Source organism: Ruegeria sp. CDSC081 (assembly GCF_059610485.1).
This window is the reverse complement of sequence record NZ_JBXWNS010000009.1, coordinates 26050-51531: the sequence shown is the minus strand read 5'-3', so window position 1 is coordinate 51531 and position 25482 is coordinate 26050. Positions and strand designations below refer to the sequence as shown.

23 protein-coding genes are annotated in these 25482 nt (G+C 57.2%); 18 read left to right on the top strand and 5 right to left on the bottom strand.

The window, feature by feature from the left end:
- Positions 1-74 precede the first annotated feature (74 nt).
- The 6 genes from AC2FH9_RS16150 (at position 75) to AC2FH9_RS16125 (ending at position 5087) form a co-directional block, all read left to right on the top strand.
- Positions 75-173 carry an isopropylmalate isomerase gene (locus AC2FH9_RS16150; protein WP_271950909.1) on the top strand — a complete coding sequence of 33 codons (99 nt, stop codon included), beginning with the start codon at positions 75-77 and terminating at the stop codon, positions 171-173.
- A gap of 52 nt (positions 174-225) precedes the next feature.
- On the top strand, positions 226-1629 hold the full coding sequence (leuC, locus tag AC2FH9_RS16145) for a 3-isopropylmalate dehydratase large subunit (RefSeq protein WP_496697309.1): 1404 nt from the start codon (positions 226-228) through the stop codon (positions 1627-1629).
- Positions 1630-1666: 37 nt separating this feature from the next.
- On the top strand, positions 1667-2221 hold the full coding sequence (locus AC2FH9_RS16140) for an HdeD family acid-resistance protein (protein WP_496872216.1): 555 nt from the start codon (positions 1667-1669) through the stop codon (positions 2219-2221).
- A 42-nt stretch (positions 2222-2263) separates the two neighbouring features.
- On the top strand, positions 2264-2869 hold the full coding sequence (leuD, locus tag AC2FH9_RS16135; RefSeq protein ID WP_142638386.1) for a 3-isopropylmalate dehydratase small subunit: 606 nt from the start codon (positions 2264-2266) through the stop codon (positions 2867-2869).
- 362 nt (positions 2870-3231) lie between these two features.
- Positions 3232-4062: a hypothetical protein gene (locus AC2FH9_RS16130; RefSeq protein WP_496692682.1), complete on the top strand. Its 831-nt coding sequence runs from the start codon at positions 3232-3234 to the stop codon at positions 4060-4062.
- Complete coding sequence (locus tag AC2FH9_RS16125; RefSeq protein ID WP_496697306.1) at positions 4059-5087, top strand: endonuclease/exonuclease/phosphatase family protein; 1029 nt, start codon at positions 4059-4061, stop codon at positions 5085-5087. The genes AC2FH9_RS16130 and AC2FH9_RS16125 overlap by 4 nt, the downstream gene beginning before the upstream one ends.
- A 6-nt stretch (positions 5088-5093) precedes the next feature.
- Here AC2FH9_RS16125 and AC2FH9_RS16120 read toward each other — a convergent pair whose 3' ends face one another.
- Complete coding sequence (locus tag AC2FH9_RS16120; protein ID WP_496750542.1) at positions 5094-5993, bottom strand: sugar nucleotide-binding protein; 900 nt, start codon at positions 5991-5993, stop codon at positions 5094-5096.
- An 86-nt stretch (positions 5994-6079) separates the two neighbouring features.
- On the opposite strand from AC2FH9_RS16120, the gene AC2FH9_RS16115 reads away from it, so the two are divergent.
- A complete protein-coding gene (locus tag AC2FH9_RS16115) occupies positions 6080-6973 on the top strand; it encodes a LysR family transcriptional regulator (protein WP_496689880.1) in 894 nt (297 codons plus the stop codon).
- Positions 6974-7114: 141 nt separating this feature from the next.
- Complete coding sequence (gene leuB / locus AC2FH9_RS16110; protein WP_142638396.1) at positions 7115-8218, top strand: 3-isopropylmalate dehydrogenase; 1104 nt, start codon at positions 7115-7117, stop codon at positions 8216-8218.
- A 214-nt stretch (positions 8219-8432) separates the two neighbouring features.
- Here leuB and AC2FH9_RS16105 read toward each other — a convergent pair whose 3' ends face one another.
- Entirely contained in the window at positions 8433-9410 is a 978-nt protein-coding gene (locus AC2FH9_RS16105) for a LysR family transcriptional regulator (RefSeq protein WP_496750543.1), read from the bottom strand.
- A 129-nt stretch (positions 9411-9539) separates the two neighbouring features.
- On the opposite strand from AC2FH9_RS16105, the gene AC2FH9_RS16100 reads away from it, so the two are divergent.
- From AC2FH9_RS16100 to AC2FH9_RS16065, 8 genes are all read left to right on the top strand, one after another.
- Positions 9540-10547 carry a TAXI family TRAP transporter solute-binding subunit gene (locus AC2FH9_RS16100; RefSeq protein ID WP_496750545.1) on the top strand — a complete coding sequence of 336 codons (1008 nt, stop codon included), beginning with the start codon at positions 9540-9542 and terminating at the stop codon, positions 10545-10547.
- A gap of 81 nt (positions 10548-10628) precedes the next feature.
- Complete coding sequence (locus AC2FH9_RS16095; RefSeq protein WP_496872214.1) at positions 10629-12842, top strand: TRAP transporter permease; 2214 nt, start codon at positions 10629-10631, stop codon at positions 12840-12842.
- Positions 12843-12846: 4 nt separating this feature from the next.
- A complete protein-coding gene (locus AC2FH9_RS16090; RefSeq protein ID WP_496872213.1) occupies positions 12847-14085 on the top strand; it encodes an NAD(P)/FAD-dependent oxidoreductase in 1239 nt (412 codons plus the stop codon).
- A 28-nt stretch (positions 14086-14113) separates the two neighbouring features.
- A complete protein-coding gene (locus AC2FH9_RS16085) occupies positions 14114-14857 on the top strand; it encodes an aspartate/glutamate racemase family protein (RefSeq protein WP_496789983.1) in 744 nt (247 codons plus the stop codon).
- A 100-nt stretch (positions 14858-14957) separates the two neighbouring features.
- A complete protein-coding gene (locus AC2FH9_RS16080; RefSeq protein ID WP_496789984.1) occupies positions 14958-15686 on the top strand; it encodes a TSUP family transporter in 729 nt (242 codons plus the stop codon).
- Between the two features lie 61 nt (positions 15687-15747).
- Positions 15748-16719: a D-cysteine desulfhydrase family protein gene (locus tag AC2FH9_RS16075; protein WP_496703646.1), complete on the top strand. Its 972-nt coding sequence runs from the start codon at positions 15748-15750 to the stop codon at positions 16717-16719.
- Positions 16720-17080: 361 nt separating this feature from the next.
- On the top strand, positions 17081-17839 hold the full coding sequence (locus tag AC2FH9_RS16070) for an alpha/beta fold hydrolase (protein ID WP_496750553.1): 759 nt from the start codon (positions 17081-17083) through the stop codon (positions 17837-17839).
- Between the two features lie 155 nt (positions 17840-17994).
- Positions 17995-18903 (top strand): DMT family transporter, encoded by a 909-nt coding sequence (locus AC2FH9_RS16065; RefSeq protein WP_496750555.1) that lies wholly within the window; start codon positions 17995-17997, stop codon positions 18901-18903.
- 274 nt (positions 18904-19177) lie between these two features.
- Here AC2FH9_RS16065 and AC2FH9_RS16060 read toward each other — a convergent pair whose 3' ends face one another.
- Positions 19178-21361 (bottom strand): transglycosylase domain-containing protein, encoded by a 2184-nt coding sequence (locus AC2FH9_RS16060; protein ID WP_496872209.1) that lies wholly within the window; start codon positions 21359-21361, stop codon positions 19178-19180.
- 258 nt (positions 21362-21619) lie between these two features.
- Between AC2FH9_RS16060 and AC2FH9_RS16055 the strand changes: the two genes are divergently transcribed.
- Both AC2FH9_RS16055 and AC2FH9_RS16050 read left to right on the top strand, forming a co-directional pair.
- Positions 21620-21958, top strand: a complete 339-nt coding sequence (locus tag AC2FH9_RS16055; RefSeq protein WP_496694078.1) for a P-II family nitrogen regulator — start codon at positions 21620-21622, stop codon at positions 21956-21958.
- Positions 21959-21991: 33 nt separating this feature from the next.
- A complete protein-coding gene (locus AC2FH9_RS16050; protein ID WP_496872207.1) occupies positions 21992-23314 on the top strand; it encodes an ammonium transporter in 1323 nt (440 codons plus the stop codon).
- A 64-nt stretch (positions 23315-23378) separates the two neighbouring features.
- Here AC2FH9_RS16050 and AC2FH9_RS16045 read toward each other — a convergent pair whose 3' ends face one another.
- On the bottom strand, positions 23379-24563 hold the full coding sequence (locus tag AC2FH9_RS16045; protein ID WP_496692678.1) for an amino acid aminotransferase: 1185 nt from the start codon (positions 24561-24563) through the stop codon (positions 23379-23381).
- A complete protein-coding gene (gene sseA, locus AC2FH9_RS16040; RefSeq protein ID WP_496872206.1) occupies positions 24563-25417 on the bottom strand; it encodes a 3-mercaptopyruvate sulfurtransferase in 855 nt (284 codons plus the stop codon). The genes AC2FH9_RS16045 and sseA overlap by 1 nt, the downstream gene beginning before the upstream one ends.
- Positions 25418-25482: the final 65 nt, after the last annotated feature.

The window sequence follows — 25482 nt, the reverse complement described above, 5'->3', positions numbered from 1 at the left end:
GCGTTGGCGCATGATGCAAGCCCGTCGCCGGATTGCGCCTTGATTGACGGACTGACGCGATATATCTGATGCGCATGAGACTCAATCTGACCCCAGCACCTACGTTGCAAGACCGCACGCGACTGCGTGAACGGTTCTTTGGGGCCGCCCGCACGGTTCTGGCCCGCCTATAAGCGGCGTCCAGCCACTCGCCAGCTAAATCTCAATACATACGGGAGAGGACCGATGTCCCCCAAAACACTCTATGACAAGATCTGGGATGCCCATGTCGCGCACGAAGCCGATGATGGCACATGCCTGCTGTATATCGACCGCCATCTGGTTCACGAAGTGACCAGTCCGCAGGCCTTTGAAGGGCTGCGCATGGCCGGCCGCCCGGTGCGCGCACCGGAAAAGACCATCGCGGTACCGGATCACAACGTGCCCACCACGCCGGATCGCGTGAACGGCATCGAAAACCCCGAATCGCGCATTCAGGTCGAGGCACTGGACAAGAACGCCAAGGATTTCGGCATTCACTATTACCCGGTGAATGACGTTCGCCAGGGCATCGTGCATATCGTCGGCCCGGAACAGGGCTGGACCCTGCCCGGCATGACTGTTGTTTGCGGCGACAGCCACACCGCAACGCACGGTGCCTTTGGCGCGCTGGCCCATGGCATCGGCACGTCCGAGGTTGAACACGTTCTGGCCACGCAGACCCTGATCCAGAAGAAATCCAAGAACATGAAGGTGGAAATCACCGGCACACTGCAGCCGGGCGTGACCGCCAAGGATATCACTCTGGCCGTGATCGGCGAGACCGGCACTGCTGGTGGCACCGGCTATGTCATCGAATATTGCGGCGAAGCCATCCGCAATCTGTCGATGGAAGGCCGCATGACCGTCTGCAACATGGCCATCGAAGGCGGCGCCCGCGCCGGCCTGATCGCCCCGGATGAGACCACGTTCGAATATGTCAAAGGCCGCCCACACGCACCGAAAGGGGCCCAGTGGGAAGCGGCGATGGACTGGTGGAAAACGCTGTTCACCGACGAAGACGCGCATTTCGACAAGGTCATCACCCTGCGCGGCGAAGACATCGCGCCGGTCGTCACCTGGGGCACCAGCCCCGAGGACGTGCTGCCGATCACTGCATCCGTGCCTCACCCCGAGGATTTCGAAGGCGGCAAAGTCGATGCGGCCCGCCGGTCGATCGAATATATGGGTCTGGAAGCCGGTCAGAAGCTCAGCGACGTTGAAATCGACACCGTCTTTATCGGGTCCTGCACCAACGGCCGCATCGAGGACCTGCGCGCCGCTGCCGAGATTCTGAAGGGCAAAAAGATCAAGGACGGGATGCGGGCGATGGTTGTGCCCGGTTCAGGCCTTGTCCGCGCGCAGGCCGAGGAAGAAGGTCTGGCCGAGATCTTCAAAGAGGCCGGGTTCGAATGGCGTCTGGCGGGATGTTCCATGTGCCTTGCGATGAACCCCGATCAGTTGCAACCGGGCGAGCGCTGCGCCGCGACCTCGAACCGCAACTTCGAAGGCCGTCAGGGCCGCGGCGGGCGCACCCACCTGCTAAGCCCCGCAATGGCTGCCGCAGCGGCAATCACAGGACGGCTGACAGACGTCCGCGAGTTGATGTAAGCTGCCCTCATAACTGGATATTTGAGGGATTTAAGACATGAGTGACTGGATCAAATGGCTCCTGATGGGGCTTCTGTCCATAGTGTTCGGCCTTTTTGTGCTGGGCGCGCCTGCAGTGGCGTCGATTGCCGTAACGGTGGTGACCGGCGTACTGCTGCTGATTTCAGGGGCATTGCAGGTGGTCGGCGGGTTCACCGTCGAGGGCACCGGCAACAAGATCCTGTCGCTTTTTATGGGTGCGGTGATGCTGTTTCTGGGCTGGTCCTTCCTGGATCACCCGCTGCAGGGCACCGTGACGCTGGCGACGGTCTGCCTGATCCTGTTTATGGCAGGCGGTATCGCGCGGGTCATTTTGTCGTTCCAGATGAAAGGTACGCAGTATTTCTGGGCGACAATGATCTCGGGCGTGATGTCGATTGTTCTGGCGATGCTCATCTGGCGGTTCGCAGCAACCGATCCCGTCGTGCTGTTGCAACTGCTCGGCATCCTGTTGGGGATCGAAATGGTGTTCAACGGTCTGGGGCTGGTCTTCATGGCGCTCTTCATCAAAGACGCACCCAAAGGCGAAACAACTGAAGCGAAACAAGCTTAAACGCGGGGCATGGGCGCGGCCCTCCCCCGCAGGAGTGTAGACATGGAAAAGTTTGACAAAGTCCACGGGGTGGCCGCCCCGATGCCATTGATCAATATCGACACCGATATGATCATTCCGAAAGTGCACCTGAAAACGATCAAACGATCCGGCCTTGGCGTCGTACTGTTTGACGAGATGCGCTATCACGATCACGGCGGTGAGAATGAAGAGTTCATTCTGAACAAACCCGCCTATCGGCAAACCGAGATTCTGGTGGCCGGCGACAATTTCGGCTGCGGCTCATCGCGCGAACACGCGCCCTGGGCGATCAAGGATTTCGGCATCAAGGTTGTGATCTCGACCAGCTTTGCCGACATCTTCTTCAACAACTGCTTCAAGAACGGCATCCTGCCCATCGTGGTCGAGGAAGAACATCATGCGGTTCTGATGGAAGACGCGCATAGAGGCGAAAACGCCCGCATGACCGTGCATCTGGAAGATCAGCAGATCACCACATCCGATGGTGTCGTGATCGAATTCGAGGTGGATTCTCATCGTAAGCACTGCCTGCTGAACGGTCTGGACGATATTGGCCTGACGATGGAAAAAGACCATCACATCGAGAAGTTCGAGGATCATGCGGGCCAGGCACGCCCCTGGGTGTGATTCTGGGAACGAATCTGTTGATACTCAACTTTATGGGGACGCCACGGCGTCCCCATTCGCCTTCTTGGGGTTCTGAACGGCGAAACCACTACATATAGGTCTCGACTTGAAACACACGTCGGATTTGCGTCAAAAATGATGCAATCCCGCACCAGTTGCGCCATCATTTTGCCCAAAATTGAGTGTTTTCTGCCACCTGGCTTGAGCGAAATGTCGCTTATCGCCAATGTCGGCGGGTACAGGCACCCACCATGGCAAAAAATTGGTGAGAGATGACATCTGCTGCAACGGTAACGTGGCAGGCACAAGTTGGAATGAAGTCGGCAAAGAATCGGCTAATCCAGTTTGAAAGGGTTCGGATAGTGATTGCGCGCACAACAGGGGCGGCAATTCGGGGAATATTGGTTGCACTTTTAGTGCTGACACCCGCGTTGTACTTGCCCGTATCATCAACGAATGGGACCGAGATTGTCGTCTTTCTCGCCATTCTCGCGTTTTTCCTGACCTTCGCCGAATATAATTCGGCCTTCCCAAGCTTTATTGAATTTCGCGACGCACCACCGGTGAACCGCCTGCGCTTTGTTGGGCTGGTTTCGATGGTCGCTTTCCTGACGCTGATCTGCAAAAACGCCTATTCGCCGACAGAATTGACCTCAGGTTTTTATGTGATCGGGTTGGGCGTCGCCAATGTGGTCGATTTCCCCTATTCACCCGTGCGTCTGATCGTGTTGATGCTGCCTGTCAACGCAAGCGCGCCGCTGATCGAACTTGTTCGTATCGCTGCCAGTGTGGCCTATGTCGCAGCTATGGTCACAATCGCCAGTTTCTACTACGCGGTGAAAATACGTGGTTGGCCCACCGGAAACGGAGCCTTCAACGTCTGGACCAATCTGCCGCTGTTCGATCCGACCAAGGGTGGCGATGTCGTGACCCGTCTGCAGCGTGATGGACGGTTGAACATCTCGATCGGCGTCCTGCTGCCGTTTGTAATCCCGGCTCTGATCAAGATCCTGACCGATTATGTGAGCCCGATCTCGCTGAACAGCCCCCAGACGCTGATCTGGACGTTGAGCGCTTGGGCCTTTCTGCCTGCTAGCATGATCATGCGGGGAATGGCGACACTGCGCATTGCAAACCTGATTGTCGAAAAACGCCGCGCCTATTCTACGACTGAAACAACACAGACCGCATGATTCGTGTTTTTCTGCTGCTTTTGCTGCCATTCGCGGCACAGGCAGAGACGATACGCATAGCCACCTTCAACACCGAACTCAGCCGTAAAGGACCGGGCATTCTGCTGCGCGATATCCGGCGCGAGGATGCGCAGGTTCGTGCTGTGATGCGGGTGTTGTTGGAAACCCAACCCGATATCGTTGCCTTGCAGGGCATCGACTGGGATCTCAATGGCGAAACGCTGACCGCATTCGGTGAGGCGCTGCGCGACGAGGGGCTGGACTATCCCTATCGCTTTACCGCCAAGCCTAATTCAGGAATGGAAACCAGTCTGGATCTGGACGGGGACGGGCAGGCCAATGGACCAAGAGATTCCCAAGGCTATGGCGAGTTCACCGGTCAGGGCGGGCTGGCCATTCTGTCCCGGTTTCCCATAGGCCATGACGACATGCAGGATTTCTCGGGAGTATTGTGGCGCGACCTGCCGGGGGCTGATCTGCCGACGGTCGATGGCACGCCATTTCCCTCTGAAGCCGCCCAGCGCATTCAGCGACTGTCCTCGGTGGCACATTGGATCGTACCAATCGAGTCCCCGATCGGCCACCTGAACCTGATGACATTTCACGCGACCCCGCCCGTTTTCGACGGACCCGAGGACCGGAACGGGTTGCGCAATCGTGACGAAATTCGCTTGTGGAACGCTGTGCTGGACGGTGCTCTAGGCCCTGCCCCACTCGGGCCTTTCGTGATTGCTGGGGATGCAAATCTGGATCCCACGCGCGGGGAAGGCCGGAAAGAGGCTATCCAGGGCTTGCTGGCAGACCCGCGGTTGCAGGATGCAAGGCCTGCCACCCCCTCGGGGGCATTGGCCACGGTTGAGTGGAAAGCCGTCGGAGAAATGCGGGTAGATTACGTTCTGCCCTCGGCAGATCTACGCGTTGTGGATGCGGGCATCTTTTGGCCCGACACGGGCGCAGACCTGCGTGCAATCGCCGAACAGGCCAGCCGGCACCGGCTTGTTTGGGTGGACCTGGGACATCGCTAACGCTGGTCAGGCCCGGGCAGTTCTGACCAAGGTCGCGTTCTGCTTGGCTGTTTTCGGGATCGCAGAAGCCATCGCCGCGTCCAAGTCGGTCGTCTGAAATCCAGGGATAAGGTCGTCAAAGAATGCGCCGTCCAAACTATGCGGCAGATCCCATAGATAGCGCATCTCAACCAGATGTGGCGCCAACTTCCAGAAGGGCCGCAGTGCCTGAATCGGCCACCATTTCATTGGGCTGACAGCTATTTCGGCACCGGTTACCCGCGACAAAGATTGCGCAATATCCCGGCCGGTCAGGGTAAACCCGGCATAAGGAACCTCGCAGAAACGGGGAAGGTCCTGGCGGATATCAGCCAACGCAACGGCCGCTCGGGTCAGGTCGGGCAGATAGGCCCAGGCGTGTGGTATATCCGGGCGACCGGGATAAACCATCTTGCCGCGTGCCAAAGGCTTGATCATGACCTGATCGAACCAGTTCCCCGAGGCGCAAGTGTCAATAAAATCACCTGCCCTGAGAAGAATCGTTCTTACCGAGGATTTTCGATAGGCTTCTTCCATCTCAACCCGGATCCTGCCCAGGGGATTTTGTGCCGCATGCGGTGTTGCACCCGACCATGGCCCCGGCGTTTGCGCGCCAAAAACATAGACATTGCCGGGAAGGATCACAGTTGCACCGTGATCCGCTGCCGCATTGATCACGTCACGATGCAGTTCGGGGACTTGTCGCGCCCAGTCCGGATAGGCCGGATTCCAGGCATTGACGACAACATCCACTCCTTCGACAGATCGCTTCAGGTCCTGCGTCTTGCGATCAAAGCAGTGTACGGTCCAGCCCGCCTCGCGAAAAGCTATTGCGGCATTGCGTCCAAACCGACCCGTCGCACCCAGAATAAGGACTGTTCCCGTCATATAAGCCTCCTCTTGTCCATCTAATATGAGCCATTCAGTTCAATTCAGGAATTGCCGCCAAACGCAGAACGTGTATTCATTTTTGAATGGACAAATCTATCACCCACTCTGACTGGTCTCTGATCCAAAGCTTTCTGGCCGTAGCGGAAACCGGATCTTTGTCTGCCGCTGCCCGGCAGTTGAACCGCAGCCAGCCCACCCTGGGTCGCCAGATCCACGCACTTGAGGATGAGCTTGGCGTCTCGCTGTTTGACAGGCATGCTCGGGGCTTGAAGCTAAGTGAAGTCGGAGCGCAGCTTTTCCCGATGGCGCAACAGATGCACGTAGCCATGAACGCGTTCAGCCTAACGGCCGCAGGCCAGTCTCAGGAATTGGAGGGGTCGGTGCGCATCACCGCGTCGGTCTTTGCCTCTCATCACCTGCTGCCGCCGATTCTGGCCCAAATACGGGCAGCAGAACCCGCGATACAACTGGAACTGGTCGCCACCGATGCCACCGAGAACCTGCTCTACCGCGAGGCCGATATCGCAGTGCGGATGTTTCGGCCGGAACAGATGGACATCATCACGAAACATCTGGGGGAAATCAGACTGTGCTTTTGCGCAAGCCGGTCCTATCTGGATCGTGCCGGCCGCCCCAATTCTCCCGACGATCTGTTGAGTCATGACCTTGTCGGGTTTGATGCGAACGAGCAGATCATTATCGGCATGCGCGAAATGGGCTGGCCCGTGAACCGGGACAACTTTGCCACACGCTGCGACTTTCAGACTGCCTATTGGGAACTGGTCCGCGCGGGCTGCGGTATCGGTTTTAGCGCCGTGAGAGTTGCCGAGGCCGACCCAGAGGTAGAGGTTTTGGACATAAACGTCGAAATCCCTGCGCTGCCGGTTTGGCTTGCCGCACCGCAGGCGATGCGGCAAACGACACGAATCCGACGAGTCTGGGATATGTTGGCCGAAGGGATAAAGGCCGATCTCTGACCGATTCACACTATCCGTGACGTAGCAAGGGCACGGAAACCCGATTTCCCGTCCAGAACCTGCGTTTAGGCCGGTTCGTCTCATTGACCCGATGCGGCGCAGGCGCTAGGGCCTTTGCTGTCAAACGCAAGGAGATCCTTCATGTCCAACCCCTCGCTCCTCATCCTGCCCGGAGACGGAATTGGCCCCGAAGTCATGGCCGAAGTGCGCCGTATCATCGACTGGTTCGGTGCCAAGCGCGGCCTGGAATTCGACGTGAGCGAGGATCTGGTCGGCGGTGCCGCCTATGACGCCCATGGCAAACCGCTGTCGGACGAAACCATGGCCAAGGCGCAGGAGGCGGACGCAGTTCTGCTGGGTGCTGTTGGTGGACCCAAATACGACGATCTGGATTTCAGCCTCAAGCCCGAGCGCGGCTTGCTGCGGCTGCGCAAAGAGATGGACCTGTATTCGAACCTGCGCCCGGCGCAGTGCTTTGACGCGCTGGCGGATTTCTCGTCGCTGAAGAAAGACATCGTTGCCGGTCTAGATATCATGATCGTGCGCGAGCTGACCTCGGGCGTCTATTTCGGTGAGCCCCGCGGCATCTTCGAAGAAGGCAACGAACGCGTCGGCATCAACACCCAGCGCTATACCGAATCCGAGATCGAACGCGCCGCACGCTCGGCTTTTGAGCTGGCGATGCGCCGGAACAAGAAACTGTGCTCGATGGAAAAGGCCAATGTCATGGAATCCGGCATTCTATGGCGCGAAGTCGTAAACCGGGTCGCTCAGGACTATCCCGAGGTCGAGCTAAGCCACATGTATGCCGACAATGGCGCGATGCAGCTGGTGCGTGCGCCCAAGCAGTTTGATGTGATCGTCACTGACAACCTGTTTGGTGACATCCTGTCGGACTGTGCCGCGATGCTGACCGGTTCACTGGGCATGCTGCCGTCCGCCTCCCTGGGCTCACCAATGGCCAATGGCCGCCCCAAGGCGATGTACGAGCCGGTCCACGGTTCCGCCCCCGATATCGCCGGTCAGGGCAAAGCCAACCCGATCGCCTGTATCCTGAGCTTTGCCATGGCACTGCGCTACAGCTTCGATCAGGGGGCCGAGGCTGACCGACTGGAAGCCGCTATCGAAAAAGTCCTGGCCGATGGTGTCCGCACCGGCGACCTGCTGGCCGACGAAGGGGTCACGCCGGTTTCCACCACGGAAATGGGCGACGCGATTCTGGCGGCTCTGGACGACAGCCTCTGATCAGAGGTCACACCCGAAAATAGAGGCGGCGCCAGATGCGCCGCCCAACTATAGCCGATGGCGTGGACCACTGGCACGTAGTCTGCTCGGGCTCTTGCCGCGGACGTCGCTAGTCTGTTTTGAGCCCAAAGTCACGAATGCTGCAACATGCATGAATGCCGGCTTTTGGTCACGCAGTAGCCAAACACAAGAATTGGTTTTCAGATCGTTTGGTCTATTGTGATCTATTATGCTCTGTCCCTGCTTCATCTACCCAAAAGGAAAGGGGGTTTGCCTTCACACCATCCAACATCCTCAATACTTCTGCCTTCCATCCCGCTTTGGTCTGTAGTGCCAATTGGGACGGTGGTCGGTGGTTTGGTTCGAGGATGGCATACTCATATCTGAGCGGTTTCGTGAAGGGTAAGAAAACCACTTTGCCATTCGAGAAGTTAAGTTCACGCTCAGTCGCAACTGTCAGCGGATCTACGATGCTGCAACACTGTCCTGAACTCACAAAGGGGATTAATGGCAGAAAGTACTGGCAAGTTACCGTTGGGTTGTATTCAGCGGCAACATTTTCAAACTCCTGCCGGATTTTTCGTTGAAACGGGTGTGAAGGATGCAGGCCGCCCATTGGCGTTCCATCCAGATCCGATAAGGTCAAGCTCTGGCGCGATGAAAGCGGATGATCGCGATCAAGGGCACAGAAGCAATCTGCCCGAATTAGCTCGGCGGAATATTGGGGTTTTTTACCGGTTGAATGCTCGAAGTCAGCAAAGCCGAAGTCGATGTTTTGTGATCCCGCAAGCTCCATAATCTGAGGTGAGCTGCGAGTGGAAAGTGTTATGCGAATTTCGGGGTTTTCGCCAACTGACTGGCTTATGAAACGCGGGAACAAAAAGGCAGACGGACCAGGCATCGTTGCAATATTCAAGCTTCCGGCATGCCCTTTGATGAGACCTTCCATGGTGTTGGAGATCGACGCGAGGCGGTCAAGAATGCCTGTCGTTTCTGCCAATAGATAATGCGCTTCGGGAACCGGCACCAAACGCCGTCCTTTACGTTCGAACAGCGACAGGCCCAGAGATTTTTCAAGGTTTTTCAACGCAAGACTGATTGCAGGCTGCGTTCGATTCAGTTTCTTGGCTGTTTGAGAGATGGAGCCGGTCTCCATCACCTCACGAAATACAGTTAGCTGGGTCAGGTTCATATGTTTAAATATAAGTAAAAATTTAGTTTAGTGAAATATAACAAATTTGTATTTATGCAATTTGTCTCTACGCTTGCAGGATCGAAGTTTGGGAAAACCGAAACCGAAATTCCAACAAGGGAGATGACAATGAAAATTGTAAAATGCTTGACTGGTCTAGCATTGGCGGGCGCGCTGGCCGCACCTGCGCTGGCGCAAGATCCGACCTTTTTCCGTATCGGCACCGGTGGTGCTGGCGGCACCTACTTCCCCATCGGTGGCACCATCGCCAATGGTATCTCAGCGCCTCCGGGCTCACGCCCGTGTGAAGAAGGTGGCCAGTGCGGTGTTCCGGGGCTGATCGCAATTGCGCAATCCACCACCGCGTCGGTCTTTAACAACGCGGCCGTTGAAAACGGTGAGCTTGAGGCGGGTCTTGCTGCAGCTGACGTCACGCGTTCGATGTATCTGGGAGAAGGCAAGTTCGACGGCAAACCGCATCCGAAACTGCGCATCGTGGCCAATCTGTTCCCCGAAGACCTGCACCTTGTTCTGCCGGCTGGCTCGACAATCAACGATCTGAGCGATCTGGAAGGCAAGCGCGTTGGAATTGCACAGGCTGGTTCTGGCACGCAGGTCGCCGTTCTGCAGATGCTCGATGCCTGGGGCGTCAACCGTGACAACATGGACGAAGCTGAACTTAACAACAGCCAGAGCGCCGAGCGTCTGGCCGACGGTCAGCTGGACGCCTATTTCTATGCTGCGGGCTGGCCGGTTGCTGCGATGGTGCAACTATCTTCGACCAAAGGCATGAACCTGCACTCGTTCAGCGATGAGGATCTGGCCAAGATCAATGAGATCATTCCGGCCTATATTCCCTCGGCCATCCCGGGCGGTGTCTATGAAGGCATTGATGCTGAAACGAAGACCCCCGCAGTAAGCGCGATGCTGGTTGTGTCCTCGGACCTGTCTGATGATCTAGTCTATGAGCTGACCAAGGCGATGTGGAACGACAACACCCGCAAGTTGCTGGATAACGGTCATGCCAAGGGCAAGCAGATCACCCCTGATACCGCTCTGGACGGTGTCGAAGCACTGGGCGTACCGCTGCATCCGGGTGCTGAGAAGTTCTACAAAGAAGCCGGGCTTCTTCAGTAACTCTGTCTCACGAAACTGAATTGTCCGGTGTTCCGTTTGGAGCACCGGATACTCGAAATACGCGCAATCAGGGGGGCCATCATGTCCGAGACCCAGAAACTTGATGACCACGAACTGACGGCCGAGGAATTGGCTGCTATCGAAGAACAGTTCGACGAAGGCGCCGCCGTCCGGCAGGTAACTCCGACAACCGGCAATGTTCTTCGCGTCGTCGCCCTGATCTTAGCATTCTACGAATTTTTCACAGCCGGGTTTGGCCTGCCCGCCGATCACTGGCACATGGGCATTTATCTGGCCCTGCTGTTCATTCTGGTCTACGCGACAATCCCGATTATCGGGGCCAAAAGCCTTTATGCGCTTAAGGTAAGCCGGTTTCGCATAGGCAACATCCCACTGTACGACTTAGTCTTCATGGTGCTGGGGATCATTGCAGCGCTGTATGTTGGCGTCGCCTGGCGCGGCATTCCGTTACTGGGGATCGAGGAACAGACGTTCCGCATGGGTAACCCCAACACATTTGATGTGGTATTGGGCGTGATCATCATCCTGCTGGTTCTGGACATCGCGCGCCGCACTTTGGGTTGGGTGTTGCCGCTGATCATCTGCGTCTTTATTTCATACGCCCTGCTTGGGCCGTACTTCCCCGGATTGCTGCAACATCCCGGCGTGAACTTTAAAACCTTCGTATCGTCGATGTATTTCCCGCAGGAAGGCATCTACGGCGTCACCCTTTGGGTTGTTTCGACCATCGTGTTCCATTTCGTGCTGTTTGGCGTGATCGCGCAACGCACCGGGTTGGGGCAACTTTTCATTGATAACGCCACGATTTTGGCGGGCCGCTATACCGGCGGTCCGGCAAAAGTGTCGGTGGTATCCTCAGCCTTCTTCGGCACGATCTCGGGCTCTTCGGTGGCCAACACCGTTTCGACCGGCGCGCTGACAATTCCCAACATGAAGCGTCTAGGATACCCCGGCCACTTTGCGGGCGGTGTCGAGGCCGCATCTTCGGCTGGGGGACAGATCACGCCGCCAATCATGGGGGCAGCCGCCTTCATCATGGCCGAATTCCTCGAGGTTCCATATACCACGATCGTGATTGCAGCGATCTTTCCGGCCCTTCTGCACTATGTTGGCGTCTTTGCCGTGGTGCACCTGATGGCGCGCAAGCTGAACCTGAAAGGTCTGACCAAAGAGCAGCTGCCTCAGTTCAAGGCGGTTTGGGCCGAAGGCTGGGCCAATATTGTGCCCCTGATCGGGTTGCTGGTGGTTCTGTTCACGGGTTACACGCCCTTTATGTCGGCCTTCTGCGGCATATCACTTGCGGTAATCGCGGGCATGTCGCGCTTGAGGCAACCACCGACGCTGATATATGCGGCGGCGTTCCTCAGCTTTGTACTGTGGAAGTTCTCAGACGGCGGCTTTGACCTGACCATGACAACAATCCTATGCGGATTGACGGTCGTCGCAACAATGAACCCTCAGAAACGCATCGAAGTGCCCGAGATGCTACAGGCGGTAGAATTGGGTGTGAAATACTCGCTGGCCGTGGGCGCCGCCGCTGCTGCGGTTGGCATCGTGGTAGGCGTGATCAACACCACTGGCATCGGTTTCCGCATCGGTTTCATGGTTACGCAAGGCGCAGGCAACCTGGCATCGGATCTGTACAACATGATCTCGTTCGGCAGCTTCCAGTTCTTTGCGATGGAAGACTTACAATTGTTCATCTCATTGGTGTTCATCGCCGTCGTCTGTATCCTGATGGGCGCCGGCATTCCGACCACCGCGCTGTATATCATGCTGGTGTCAGTGGCGCAGCCTGCGCTGGCGCAGCTGGGTGTTCCACCCATCGCCAGCCACCTTTTCGTGCTCTACTATGGTGTTGTGTCAGAGATTACGCCACCGGTCTGTACCTCAGCCTACGCGGCAGCGGCGATTGCCAATTCAAACCCGTTCCGAACAGGATTGTCTGCCTTTACCCTTGGCTTAGGGAAGGTTGTCGCGCCCATGGCCTTTGTCTATGCGCCGGTGCTGCTATTCGTGTCGTCAACCGGGTTTAACCTGTGGGAATTCACCTATACCGCGACCAGTTGCATCGCCGGGGTCATTGCCCTGTCGGCGGCTGTGGTTGGGTATTGGTTGAGCCCGCTGAATATCGCATCGCGCATTCTGTTGGCCATCGCTGGGATTATCTTTGTCGCGCCCAGCCTGACTGCTGATCTGATCGCGCTGGCCGTGGCGTCACCTGTCATCGTCACCCAACTGATCGCCCGCAACCGCAGTCACTCTCCGGCGTGAAACCATGACTGAACAAGTGACCATCATCGGCGCAGGGATCGTCGGCATTTGTTGCGCTTTGTCGCTACAAGAGCGCAACATTCCGGTTCGGCTGATTGACCGCGGTCAACCAGGGCAGGAAACCTCTTTCGGGAATGCAGGTGTAGTGTCGCCGTGGTCAATCATTCCGCAAGCGATGCCGGGCATATGGAAATCACTTCCCCAGATGCTACTGGATCCTAAAAGCGCGCTTTCGGTCAGAACCAGTTTCTGGCCAAAAATGATCCCCTGGGGGCTACGGTTTTTGGGAAATTCCGGCGAAAGGTCAGTGCGCGAAATCTCGGACGCGATGGAGCTTTTGTGCCGCCCTTCTATCGACCTGTATCGTCGTCATCTTCAAGGCACCGGGCACGAAAACCTGATCACTGACAGCTACTATATTCACGCATTTCGCCATCGGAAGCAGGCTGATCTGAATGGGCTTGGATATCTGATCCGCCAGGAAAAAGGAGGCGATCTGGAGCTTGTCGATGGTGCTGAATTGCATCGCCTGGAACCTGCACTGTCAGAAGAATTCAAAGCCGCGATCGTGATCAAAGGTCAGGCACGCGTAACCTCACCAGGACGTCTGGGGGCAGTTCTGGCTGAAAAAGCACGCATGCAAGGGGCCGAGATCGTACAAACCGAAGTCTCCAAGTTGATCCAGACCCAAGATGGAAGTTGGCAGATTACAACATCACAGGATACGCTGCACGCCCCCAGGCTTATACTTGCGGCTGGGGTGTGGTCCGCCGACCTGCTGAAACCGTTTGGGTTGCCAGTGCCCCTTGTTGCCGAGCGCGGCTACCACGTTGAATTCCCGAACCGTTCAGTCCAATTGAACAACTCGGTCATGGATGTGGACGCAAAGGTCGTCGCAAGCTCGATGCTGGGCGGCCTGAGAGTCGCCGGCACGGCCGAATTTGGCAGCGTCGATGCGCCCGCTGATCCGCGCAAGAAAGAAATCCTGACCGAACAGGCAAAGGCGATGTTGCCAGACCTCGAAACAAGCGAGGCACGATTCTGGATGGGTCGACGGCCATCATTTCCGGACAGTTTGCCTGCTATCGGGCCGATCAACGGCTCAGACGGGCTGTATGCCGCGTTCGGACATTCACATTACGGGCTAATGATGGCCCCGAAAACCGGTGAGCTTGTGGCGGATCTTGTATCCGGTCGCAGCCCGAACGTCGATATGGCGCCGTTTTCGTTGGCTAGGTTTTGAACACTCAAGTCAGAAAGGTCTAATAACAATGCCAATTTACCAAGGCGGTCAGAATATATGCGGCGCGTCGATCGGTGTTCTGTGCCTTGAAAGTTATTTTCCAAAACCGCCGGGCCATATCAAGAACCCATCCAGCCTGCCATTTCCGGTCCTGTATGAGATGATCGATGGCGTGACGGTCCCAACCTTGCTGAACAACCCTACGCCCGAATTACTGACCCCCTTCATTGAAGGAGCCAAGCGGCTTGAGGCTGAGGGCGTTCGTGCCATCACCGGCAGCTGTGGCTTCCTGGCCCTGTTTCAAAAGGAATTGGCAGCGGCGGTTTCCGTTCCTGTTTTTGCATCCAGCCTGATCCAGGTGCCGCTGGCTTATCACATGACCGGGGCCAGCGCCCCAGTGGGCGTGCTGACTGCGGATGCATCGGCACTGACGCCCCAGCATTTTGAAGGTGTCGGTGCAGCCGGTGTTCCTGTGGCAGTGAAGGGCTTGGAAGGTACATCAGAATTCGCCGAGGTGATCTTGCGGAACGCACGAACGAGGATGGATACTGATCTGATCGAAGCCGAGGTCTTGGATGCCGCTCGCAGTCTTATGCTTGAAGCTCCGGATATTCGGTCATTGGTATTGGAGTGTACAGATCTGCCGCCATATGCCGCGCGCCTTCAGGAAGAACTGCAGCTTCCCGTTTTTGACCTTACAACACTGGCGCATATGGCGCATTCTGTGGCGGCCCGAGTACCATACTCTGGAATGATGCCGTGGCAGCGCTGACCGCGCCGTGCCGTAGGCGGGTTGGAATTGAAGTAGACCTCAGCTGGTCAATCAAGGTACCTGTGGCCCTGCAACAATCCCCCGATCCACAGGAGTTTGAGTGCCCGCTGAACTGTACATCCTGATGACCGCTATTTGCCTTGGCGCTATGCTGCAAGTCGGGGTTGGCATCGGATTTAGCATCATTGCGGGGCCACCCATGATGATTATGCTTGGCACGCCGACGGCGGTTCCCATTTTGCTTCTGCTAAACACCGTTGTGTCAGCGGTGGCAACGGACCGGCATGTTCTGAAAAACAATCGGCGAATAATCGTCACTGCGGTCATTGGATGCGTCGTTGGAGTGGCTGCTGGCCGCATTGTTTATCCCCTTTTGAGCGAGGCGTTTGTTCTCGCCCTGACGGCCTGCCTGTTGTTAATCGGCTTGATTACAACCTTGCTCCCCTTGCGTGGCTTAATTGGAAACGTCGGGTTTTCAGCTGTTACCGGATTGTCCGGGCTTGCAACTGTATGGGCGGCAACCCCGGGTCCACTTATGGTGTTCGGTTTGATTGCAAAGGGTCGGTCCGCCAAAGAGGTGGCAAAGCTGGTTCAACCAATAGCGCTGGTGGCATATGGCATCGCATTTTTGTTGCACAATCTGTCCGGGGCACAATCAATCTCGTATGGGTCGTCAGTATGGGGGTTCCTCGCCATAACCTTGATCGGCAGCTTACTTGGCCGTGCGACAGGTCCCTACTTGCCACAGGCGGTCGTCATAGCATCGATCCGCGTGGTTTCACTGATCGCGTGCTGTGTTCTGTTCTATCGCGCCTATATGACGGCTTAATCTCAAAGGTCACACGATGATACGAAACGAAAATCTGCACAGATTTCCACGTGCCCAACTCATGTCTGGCCCAACACCTTTGGAGCACCTGGACAACCTATCGGCCGAGCTGGATATCGATCTCTGGCTGAAACGTGATGATCTGACCGGGCTTAGTTTTGGCGGTAACAAAACACGGCAGCTTGAATTTTATCTTGGAGATGCGCAGCAAAAAGGTGCTGATACCATTCTGATCACGGGCGCCGTTCAATCCAATTTTGTGCGATCTGCAGCCGCCGCAGCGGCCAAACTGGGTATGCAATCGGTGCTTCAGTTGGAAGAGCGTGTGCCGGACATGGGATCAGAGTATTATGCGTCCGGAAATGTACTCCTGGCACAAATCCTGGGTGCCGAGCAAATGAGTTACCCCGAGGGCGAAGACGAATCCGGAGCGGACGCGGCATTGCATGCACGCGCCGACGAATTGAAAGCCCAAGGTTGCACACCTTACGTTATTCACCTTGGCCTGCATCATCCGCCCCTAGGAGCCCTGGGTTATGTCGTCGCTGGACAGGAATTGTACCAGCAGATGCCAGATTTCGATGCGGTCGTTGTCCCGTCAGGCAGCGGCGCAACACATGGCGGTTTGGTAACCGGATTGGCGCTGGAAGAAAGCATTGCCTCGGTGTTTGGGATTTGCGTGCGCCGGGATCGCGAAAAGCAAAAGGCTCGAATGAAAACCGTTCTGCAGAATCTTGCGGACTTGCTGGAAATCGACGCAGGTTTTCTACAGGATAGGATTGATGTTTGGGATGAAGCCCTGCCGCCAGGCTATGGCAAAGTGAATGCCAAAACACGCGCCGCTTTGGAGAAAATGGCCCGAACCGAAGGGGTTTTTCTAGACCCGGTCTATTCTGCCAAAACATTCGCCGGTTTGCTGGACCTGATCGAACGTGGAAAGATAAAACCAGGTGAGAAAGTCGTTTTACTGCACACGGGCGGGTTGCCCGCACTTTTCGGGTATCAAAAAGAGCTAGTAGGCAACCCGGCTTGAGGTGTCCAAAGCACAAATCCGGATCAGGACCCTACTTGGCTGTACTTTTAGTACCCAAACGATTTTTTTTAGCCCGTTCCGGCTCGATTTGCGAATACGCAAGGTCAGCTTTGGTTCGCGAGTGGCAACTGAGTTCTTCGCTGCGAACGGCAGGATTGTCGCGCGATCTGTGAATTCGCATGGCGAACGATCTTGCGAGCGCAGCGAGAGGCCGAAGCCGCATTGCGGCGGCGGCACTTACGATGAATGTCTCTTTCGGGCCGTGCGCGACAGTCAGGTTTTCGTCTGAAAAAGGTGAAGTTGTACTGCCTGTCGATGACCGTAACGAGCTCGAATTGTTGAATGCTGTGGAGCCGTGTTAATGTCCGCATACGATGCTCTGGAAACCGAAATGACCAAACACCCGAGTCAAGTGAACGATGAAAGACTCGCCATTCTCTGTGTTGCAGGCTTTGGTGACAATGCGAGCATGTTTGAAGGTTTGGCTGACACCCACCTCGCCAACAGTTATCGTGTGCTACCCATCAATCTTCCGGGGTTTGGCGCTCAGCCTCTGGCAAAGGCAACAACTCTTGAAGCACTTGCACAAACCGTCGCCGACAAAGCGATCAAGCACGGAGCTGAGATCATTGTCGCTCATTCGGTTGCTTCAATCATAGCCTCCCTGGCCGCCAAAAGGGCCGACTGTCCTTTGACAACCATTATTTCTCTAGAGGGTAATATCACCGCCGAGGATGCCTATTTTTCTGGAACTGCCGCGGACTACAGTGATCCGGTTGCGTTTCGTGCAGCTTTTCTTGAGCGGCTTGATGAAATGGCGAAAACGGCACCAATCATCCGACGGTATCGTAATGAAGTATCGAAGGCCGATACTCTGGCGCTGTGGCAACTCGGCACCGACGCACGGCATTTTTCAGCAGGCTGCGTGCCCGGCGAGCTTTTGCAAAGCGCGGCAAATGTGATTTATCTCTACAATCCTGACAACTGTCCGGACAGCACCGTCCGGTGGCTGGAAGAAAACAAGATGGATCGGATTATTCTCGAAAACGCCACTCACTGGGCGAGCGTTGATCAGCCCGAAAGGCTTGCAGAAATGATTGCTGAGGCACTCCACCGATAGGCGAACGCAGCCGTTCACAATTGGATAGATGAAAGTTGGCTTTGTATTGGATTTCCGCAAGAAACGGGTCGCGGTGTCGCGGTCACGTAAGCTAATCCGTTAGGTAATAGTTAGTGACGGATTCAGAAGACATGACAAACCAACCCATGCCAGCAATGGATTTAACAGCCGGCGTCATGCTGCTTTTGCTCGCCGCGGTTTGGGGCGGGTCGTTCTTTTTTGGTGAGGTAGCCCTGTCAGAGGTGCCACCACTTACAATTACATTGCACAGGGTTTTTTGGGCGGTTCCTATTCTTGCGCTAATCGTCATATTCAAAGGACTGAGTGTTCCACGCACCCCTCGGGTATGGGGCGCTTATCTCGTAATGGGGGCGCTCAATAACGCCATTCCGTTCTCGCTGATCTTCTGGGGGCAAACGCAAATCGACAGCGGGCTGGCTTCAATCCTAAATGCAACGACAGCAATGTTTGCAGCGGTCGTGGCGGGTTTGCTTCTTAAGGACGAACCCTTTACTCCGAAGAAGATAGCAGGTGCTGCACTGGGTATTTTGGGTGTGGCCTTCATTATGGGGCCAAGCGCATTGACCGAGTTCAATCCGAGCAATCTGGCACAGTTGGCTATTCTTGGGGCGACGCTCTCTTATGCATTTGCCGGTGTATGGGGCAGGACTGCTCTTTCGGGCCAACCACCGCTGGTGAATGCGCTTGGTATGCTGATCGGCAGCACAGTGCTTATGATCCCGATTGTTCTCGTGATGGATGGCCCCCCAAACTTGGCTCTGTCTTCTGGCGTATGGGCTGCGCTTCTTGGGATGGCCGCACTATCAACAGCACTGGCCTATGTTCTCTATTTCGCAATCCTTGCGCGCGCAGGTGCTGCCAACCTTCTTTTGGTAACCTTACTGATTCCACCGTTCGCTATCGGCCTTGGCGTTTCATTCCTGGGTGAAAAGATGGAGCCAGAGGCTTGGGTCGGGTTCGCCATCATTGCCCTTGGCTTTGCTGTAACCGACGGCCGGCTTTTTTCCCGCTTTGTCAGGCGCAAGTCCCAACAAGCAGAATGAGGCGCTTTCTGGAATACTATTGACCACCACATTAAGGAGTGACAATCCTCGTCGTCACCAACTGACCCGGCCAAGCGTCGGGTCTATTTTTGAGTAGCGGACATTCAGCAGGGGCAACCGAATGGCCGGAAAGTCCCGCATATCAGAAGTTGCCATGTTGGCAGCGGCAGAGCAGTTCAGACGTGGAATTCACCTTGATACGGATGCAAATCGGGCATTCTGCACCATATGCTGTCATTGGCTGACCCTGCGCGCCGACTTTTCCTTGCCTACATCAGTTGCCAAAGATGTTGTTCAGCAGGTTGTTGATCGCATTTTCGAACCCATTGCCCTGATTGCGGCGCTGACGCCTGGGCCGCTCTTGCCGGACGGGCGGATCGGGGGCCAGCATTGGCAGCGGAGAGGGTGTCATCCCCTCGGTCACGCGCACCATCGTCTCTTTCCAAATCTCCGCAGGTAACCCGCCGCCGGTCACGCCGGACAGGGGGGTGTTGTCGTCATAACCCATCCAGACGCCGGTCACATAATCAGCCGTGAACCCGATGAACCAGGCATCCCGCGCCGCCTGCGTGGTGCCGGTCTTGCCTGCCACCTGCCAGCCGGGTAGTTTCGCGCGCCCGCCCGTGCCTTCGGACACGACACGTTCCATCATCCAGGTCAGTTGCTTGGCTGCCTTATCGTTGATCACCCGCTCACCGATGCCGGTGCTCGTCGCCATCAGAGGGGCGTCGTCCCCCAGCAGCTTCAGCTCGGTCAACCCATAGGGCTCAACCGCTGAGCCACCATTCAGGATACCGGCATAGGCCCCGGTCATCTCAATCAGCGTGCTTTCCGATGCGCCCAGCGCCAGCGCAGGACCCTCGGCCAGATTGCTTTCTATGCCGAACTCACTTGCGACGGTACGGACATTTTCCAGACCGGCAACCTCGGCCACTTTCACCGCCGGGATGTTCAATGAGTTCTTGAGAGCATCAGCAAGCGTGACGCGCCCATAATGCTTGTTGGTGTAGTTCTTGGGGCACCATTGCCCCGAACCGGCGATATTGATGCAATAGGGCTCGTCCACCACCGTATCCAGAGGCGAATAGCCCAGTTCCAACGCGGTGGCATAGACGAAGGGTTTGAAGGATGACCCTGTTTGCCTCAGCGCCTGTGTGGCCCGGTTGAATGCGCCCGATACGCGGGTCTTGCGCCCGCCGACCATCGCCCGCACGGCCCCATCTGCGGACATCACCACGATGGCAGCTTGCGCCTTGGACCCTTCGCGCACCTTTTCCTTGAAGATATATTGCAATGCCTCTTCTGCGGATTTCTGCAGGCGCTGGTCCAGCGTCGTCCGGATCACCACGTCATCGGTGGTGTCCGAGCCGAAAAAGCTGGGCAGTTCCGTGATGACCCAATCGGCAAAATACCCGCCGGCGCGTGCAGCCGCAGCCGCAGACAGTTGCGCCGGGCTGCTGCGGGCACCGCTGGCCTGAGCAGTGGTCAGATAGCCCTGCGCCTCCATCAGCCCAATCACCAACTGCGCCCTATCCTGCGAGCGTTGCAGGTTATTTGTCGGCGCATACCGCGTCGGCGCCACCAGCAGACCTGCCAGCATCGCCGCCTGCGAGGGGCTGACCTCGGCGGCAGAAATCCCGAAATAGCGCTGGCTTGCCGCCTCAAAACCCCGCGCACCGGACCCGAGGAAGGCACGGTTCAGATAGATGGTCAGGATTTCATCCTTGGAGTATTTGACCTCCATCGCGATCGCATAGACAGCCTCTTTGCCCTTGCGCCACAGGGATCCCTGACGGCAATCAGCCTCATAGGCGGCCTCAGACTCCCACTCGCTAGGGACATATGGCACGCCCAGACACAACAGTTTGGCCGTCTGCTGGGTGATGGTCGATCCGCCATGACCAGACAAAGGCCCTCGGCCTTCGCGTAGGTTGATACGCACAGCGCTAGCGACACCCCGAGGACTGACGCCGAAATGGCGGTAGAATCGCTTGTCCTCGGTGGCGACCACTGCGTTTTTCAGATACGGAGAAACCGTGTCCGCGGTGATTACCCCGCCGAACTGATCCCCACGCCAGGCAAAGACTTTGCCATCCCGATCCAACAACGTGACCGACCCGCGCGCGCGCCCGTCTAGCAAAGCATCGACATCAGGCAAAGAGGTATAGACAACCCCGACAGCCAGCGCCAGCAACAGAGCGGCCACAGCGCCCACGCGCCAGCTTACCCCCCAGATCAGGCGCCAGACCCAGCGAAACAACCGGCGAAAAAAGCCACCACCACCGCCGGATTTCCGGCGTGTCTTTCTCCGTGTGCTTTTGCGGGTTGTCGTTTTGCGCGCCGCAGCCTTTTTGCCTGCGGGTTTCGCAGTGCGTTTGGTCGCCGTGGGTTTTCGCCCCTTCGACGCGTATCTTTTGTCCGCCACAAGCGGTGCCTTGCGGCGCCTGGACTCAGTCATGCTCAAACTCTGCCCGGTTATCGTTTTGAGGCACCATACCCTGCTATACCGATGAAGTAGAGGTCTGAATTTCCGGAATACGCCCTCTCTAACGCGCCTATAATTTAGTCGATATGCAGAATCTGTGCAAAAATTGTGCACTCACTCACCAATTCCTCCCGAATTTGACCACTGAACCGTTCCTTACACAGCTTCGGCACGCTCTTTTTCTGCAGGTGCAAACACGCCGGACAGACCGGGGAAGCAGAGGGGAACAGCGTGAAACTGATTATTGCAACAATCAAACCGTTCAAGCTCGAGGAGGTGCGCGAGGCACTGACCGACGCGGGCATACGCGGCATGATGGTAACCGAGATCAAGGGCTTCGGCTCGCAATCGGGGCACACGGAAATCTATCGCGGCGCCGAATACGCGGTGAACTTTGTACCCAAGATCAAGCTTGAGATCGTGGTGCCCGCCATGATGGCCGACCAGATCGTAGAAACCATCACCAAATCCGCCAAGACCGGCAAGATCGGCGACGGCAAGATTTTCGTCCTCGACGTTGAGCAGGCCCTGCGCGTGCGGACCGGGGAAACGAACGAAGAGGCGCTGTAAGCGCCCCCACTCAACACTATTCGAGGACTGACAATGAACCTGATGAAATCACTCATCCCTGCCGCCGCGATCGTCGCGCTGCCGCAGATTGGCCTAGCGCAGGAGGCCGCCACCGGCGAAGCCGCGCTGCACACACAATACATCTTCACCACGCTGCTGTTTCTGATGGCAGGGTTCCTGGTGTTCTTCATGGCCGCCGGCTTTGCCATGCTCGAAGGCGGGCTGGTGCGGTCGAAAAACGTGGCCATGCAGATGATCAAGAACGTGGCGCTGTTTTCGTTTGCCGCGATCATGTACTGGCTGATCGGCTTCAACCTGATGTACCCCGGCGACGGCTGGACCATCGCGGGGTGGGTTGGACCGTTCTTCAAAACCACGGTCCTGGATCCGGTGGGCGTGGGTGCTGACGCCGCGGCATTGGATTATGCTTCGGTTGGTTCGGACTTCTTCTTCCAGCTGGTGTTTGTGGCCGCAACTGCGTCGATCGTATCGGGTGCTGTAGCTGAACGTATCAAGCTGTGGCCCTTCCTGATCTTCGTGATTGTTCTGACCGGCGTCATGTACCCGATCTCTGGCTCGTGGCAGTGGGGCGGTGGCTGGTTGTCCGAGGCTGGTTTCTCGGATTTTGCTGGCTCGACCATCGTGCATTCGGTTGGCGGCTGGGCGGCTCTGGCGGGTGCCCTGATCCTGGGTCCGCGGATTGGCAAGTACAAAGACGGCAAGGTTCATCCGATGCCCGGTTCGAACCTGGCGCTGGCCACTTTGGGAACATTCATCCTGTGGTTGGGGTGGTTCGGCTTCAACGGCGGGTCGCAGCTGGCGATGGGCACCGTGGGTGACGTATCCGACGTGTCGCGCATCTTTGCCAACACCAACATGGCCGCAGCCGCAGGCGCAGTGGCAGCCCTGATCCTGACACAGCTGCTGTACAAAAAACCTGACCTGACCATGGTGCTGAACGGCGCGCTGGCTGGCCTGGTGTCGATCACTGCGGAGCCGCTGGCCCCGACCCTGTTCGGCGCGCTGTGGATCGGTGCCGTTGGCGGTGTCATCGTGGTCTTTGCGGTTCCGATGCTGGACAAGTTCAATATCGATGACGTGGTTGGTGCCATCCCGGTTCACCTGTTCGCCGGGATCTGGGGCACCGTCGCCGTGATTTTTTACGGCGAAGCCAGCCTGGGTACGCAGCTGCTGGGTATCCTCGCCTACGGTCTGTTCACCTTTGTCGGCGCTTTGATCCTGTGGTCGATCCTGAAGGCCACCGTCGGCATTCGAGTCAGCGAAGAGGATGAGATCAACGGCCTGGACATGGCGGAACTGGGCATGGAAGCGTACCCGGAGTTCTCCAAGGGCTGATATCCAACCCAATCCAACAAAAAACCCGGGCGGTGTCGCCCGGGTTTCTTTTTTTTCCGCAGATTTAAACTCCGACGTCGATAATCGCTTTGGCCAGAATCGGAACCGTGTTGGCATTCAGCCCGGCAATGTTCAGACGGCTGTCGCCGACCATGTAGATGCCGTGATCAGCGCGCAGTTGTTCCACCAGTTCCGGTGCCGCGCCCAAGCGCGAGAACATGCCGCGATGCTGGGCGACAAAGCCGAACCGGTCGGAGCCGCTGTGGCGTTGCAGCTCATCGGCCAGTTGCTGGCGCAGCCCCAGCATGGACAAGCGGATCTCTTCCAGCTCAGCCTCCCAGTCGGCCCGCAGGACGGGGTCGGTCAGGATCGTGGTGACCACGCGCGCGCCATGGTCGGGCGGGAATGAATAGTTCTGGCGGTTCAGAAAGGCCAGCGTGCTCTGGTTCAACGCGGTCTGTCCCGCATCTGCGCTGATTGCCATCAATAGGCCCGTGCGTTCACGGTAGACGCCGAAATTCTTGGAACACGACGCCGCGATCAGGCATTCCTTGACCGAAGACGCAACAAGGCGGGTCGCCTGCGCATCCTCTTCCAGACCGTCGCCAAAACCCTGATAGGCAATGTCGATCATCGCCACGAGGCCAAGCTCGTTGATGATGGTCACCACTTCCTGCCACTGCACCAGGTTCAGGTTGGCCCCGGTCGGGTTGTGGCAACAGCCGTGCAACAACACCACATCGCCCGACTTGGCGGTTTTCAGATCGGCAATCATGCCGTCGAAATCGACGCCACGAGTCTCGCCATCGAAATAGCGGTATGGAACCGCTTCGATCCCCAGGTAATTCAGGATCGACAGATGGTTTGGCCAGGTCGGGTTCGAGACGAACACGCGGGCCGAGGGGTTGGCCATGCGGATCATCTCAAATGCCTGACGGCAAGCACCGGTTCCACCGGGCGTAGCCACAGCGGCAATGTTGCCACGCGGCACCGATGTGCGCAGGATCAGGTCAATCATCGCATCCGCATAGGCCGGATCACCAGCCAGACCGGTATAGGCCTTGCTTTCCTGCTCTTCCAGAATGCGCTTTTCGGCGGCCTTGACCGCGCGCATCACTGGCGTGATGCCTTCGGCATTCTTGTAGACGCCAACACCCAGGTCGATCTTCTGATCGCGCGGGTCTTCGCGGTACATCTGCATCAGCGCTAGAATCTTGTCGGCAGGTTGCGGTTTGAGATGTTCAAACATCAGGTCTCTCCGGTTGCGACGGGCAGGGTCGGGAAGGCACCCCATTCAGCCCAGGAGCCGTCATAAAGCGAGTGGTCTTTCTTGCCCATGCGCTCGAGCGCAAGGCTGAGAATCGCGGCGGTCACACCCGACCCGCATGAGGTAATCGCCGGTTTCGACAGGTCGACGCCAGCGGCCTCGAAAATGGCGCGGCATTCCTCGGGCGATTTCATCGTGTGATTCTTGTTCAGCAAGGTGCCGAAGGGGACGTTTCGTGATCCGGGAATACGACCAGACCGCAGCCCTTCGCGCGGCTCGGGATCGGTACCCGCGAAGCGGCCGACTGCGCGTGCGTCTATGATCTCGTGATCCCCCAGCTTGGCTGCGGCAGATACCTGCGTGACATCACGCACCAGATGGTTCTGAACCCGCACGGTCATGTGGCGGTCGCGGATAACAGGCGGCAGGTCTTCAACCTCTCGCCCCTCGGCCAGCCATTTCGGCAAGCCACCGTCCAGCACGGCAATGTTGTCCTGCCCCATCAGGCGGAACATCCACCAGGCCCGCGCAGCCGAGGACAGCCCCGAGCCGTCATAGACCACCACCTGATGGCCATCCCCCACGCCCATCGCCCGCAGGCGCGACATGAATTTCTCGACCGGAGGCACCATATGCGGCAGGTCCGACCGATGATCGGCAATATCATCAATGTCAAAGAATCTCGCGCCGGGGATATGGGTCGCGTCATATTCCGCTTTGGCGTCGCGTCCGTGTTGCGGCAGATACCATGATCCGTCCAGGACCCGCAGGTCCGGATCCTTGAGATGGGCCGCAAGCCATTCGGTTGAAACGAGGGTTTTGGGATCGTCCTGCATCAATGCCTCCCCTATGCGCGCTTGGTTTGTCCCTATACGCGCGCGCATGTCTGTTCAAGGCTGGA

What these genes read in the sequence shown, in the direction of transcription:
- AC2FH9_RS16150 (WP_271950909.1), top strand. Translation starts at nt 75, where the DNA reads ATGAGACTCAATCTGACCCCAGCACCTACGTTGCAAGACCGCACGCGA.
- leuC (WP_496697309.1), top strand. Translation starts at nt 226, where the DNA reads ATGTCCCCCAAAACACTCTATGACAAGATCTGGGATGCCCATGTCGCG.
- AC2FH9_RS16140 (WP_496872216.1), top strand. Translation starts at nt 1,667, where the DNA reads ATGAGTGACTGGATCAAATGGCTCCTGATGGGGCTTCTGTCCATAGTG.
- leuD (WP_142638386.1), top strand. Translation starts at nt 2,264, where the DNA reads ATGGAAAAGTTTGACAAAGTCCACGGGGTGGCCGCCCCGATGCCATTG.
- AC2FH9_RS16125 (WP_496697306.1), top strand. Translation starts at nt 4,059, where the DNA reads ATGATTCGTGTTTTTCTGCTGCTTTTGCTGCCATTCGCGGCACAGGCA.
- AC2FH9_RS16120 (WP_496750542.1), bottom strand. Translation starts at nt 5,993, where the DNA reads ATGACGGGAACAGTCCTTATTCTGGGTGCGACGGGTCGGTTTGGACGC.
- AC2FH9_RS16115 (WP_496689880.1), top strand. Translation starts at nt 6,080, where the DNA reads ATGGACAAATCTATCACCCACTCTGACTGGTCTCTGATCCAAAGCTTT.
- leuB (WP_142638396.1), top strand. Translation starts at nt 7,115, where the DNA reads ATGTCCAACCCCTCGCTCCTCATCCTGCCCGGAGACGGAATTGGCCCC.
- AC2FH9_RS16105 (WP_496750543.1), bottom strand. Translation starts at nt 9,410, where the DNA reads ATGAACCTGACCCAGCTAACTGTATTTCGTGAGGTGATGGAGACCGGC.
- AC2FH9_RS16100 (WP_496750545.1), top strand. Translation starts at nt 9,540, where the DNA reads ATGAAAATTGTAAAATGCTTGACTGGTCTAGCATTGGCGGGCGCGCTG.
- AC2FH9_RS16095 (WP_496872214.1), top strand. Translation starts at nt 10,629, where the DNA reads ATGTCCGAGACCCAGAAACTTGATGACCACGAACTGACGGCCGAGGAA.
- AC2FH9_RS16090 (WP_496872213.1), top strand. Translation starts at nt 12,847, where the DNA reads ATGACTGAACAAGTGACCATCATCGGCGCAGGGATCGTCGGCATTTGT.
- AC2FH9_RS16085 (WP_496789983.1), top strand. Translation starts at nt 14,114, where the DNA reads ATGCCAATTTACCAAGGCGGTCAGAATATATGCGGCGCGTCGATCGGT.
- AC2FH9_RS16075 (WP_496703646.1), top strand. Translation starts at nt 15,748, where the DNA reads ATGTCTGGCCCAACACCTTTGGAGCACCTGGACAACCTATCGGCCGAG.
- AC2FH9_RS16070 (WP_496750553.1), top strand. Translation starts at nt 17,081, where the DNA reads ATGTCCGCATACGATGCTCTGGAAACCGAAATGACCAAACACCCGAGT.
- AC2FH9_RS16065 (WP_496750555.1), top strand. Translation starts at nt 17,995, where the DNA reads ATGGATTTAACAGCCGGCGTCATGCTGCTTTTGCTCGCCGCGGTTTGG.
- AC2FH9_RS16060 (WP_496872209.1), bottom strand. Translation starts at nt 21,361, where the DNA reads ATGACTGAGTCCAGGCGCCGCAAGGCACCGCTTGTGGCGGACAAAAGA.
- AC2FH9_RS16050 (WP_496872207.1), top strand. Translation starts at nt 21,992, where the DNA reads ATGAACCTGATGAAATCACTCATCCCTGCCGCCGCGATCGTCGCGCTG.
- AC2FH9_RS16045 (WP_496692678.1), bottom strand. Translation starts at nt 24,563, where the DNA reads ATGTTTGAACATCTCAAACCGCAACCTGCCGACAAGATTCTAGCGCTG.
- sseA (WP_496872206.1), bottom strand. Translation starts at nt 25,417, where the DNA reads ATGCAGGACGATCCCAAAACCCTCGTTTCAACCGAATGGCTTGCGGCC.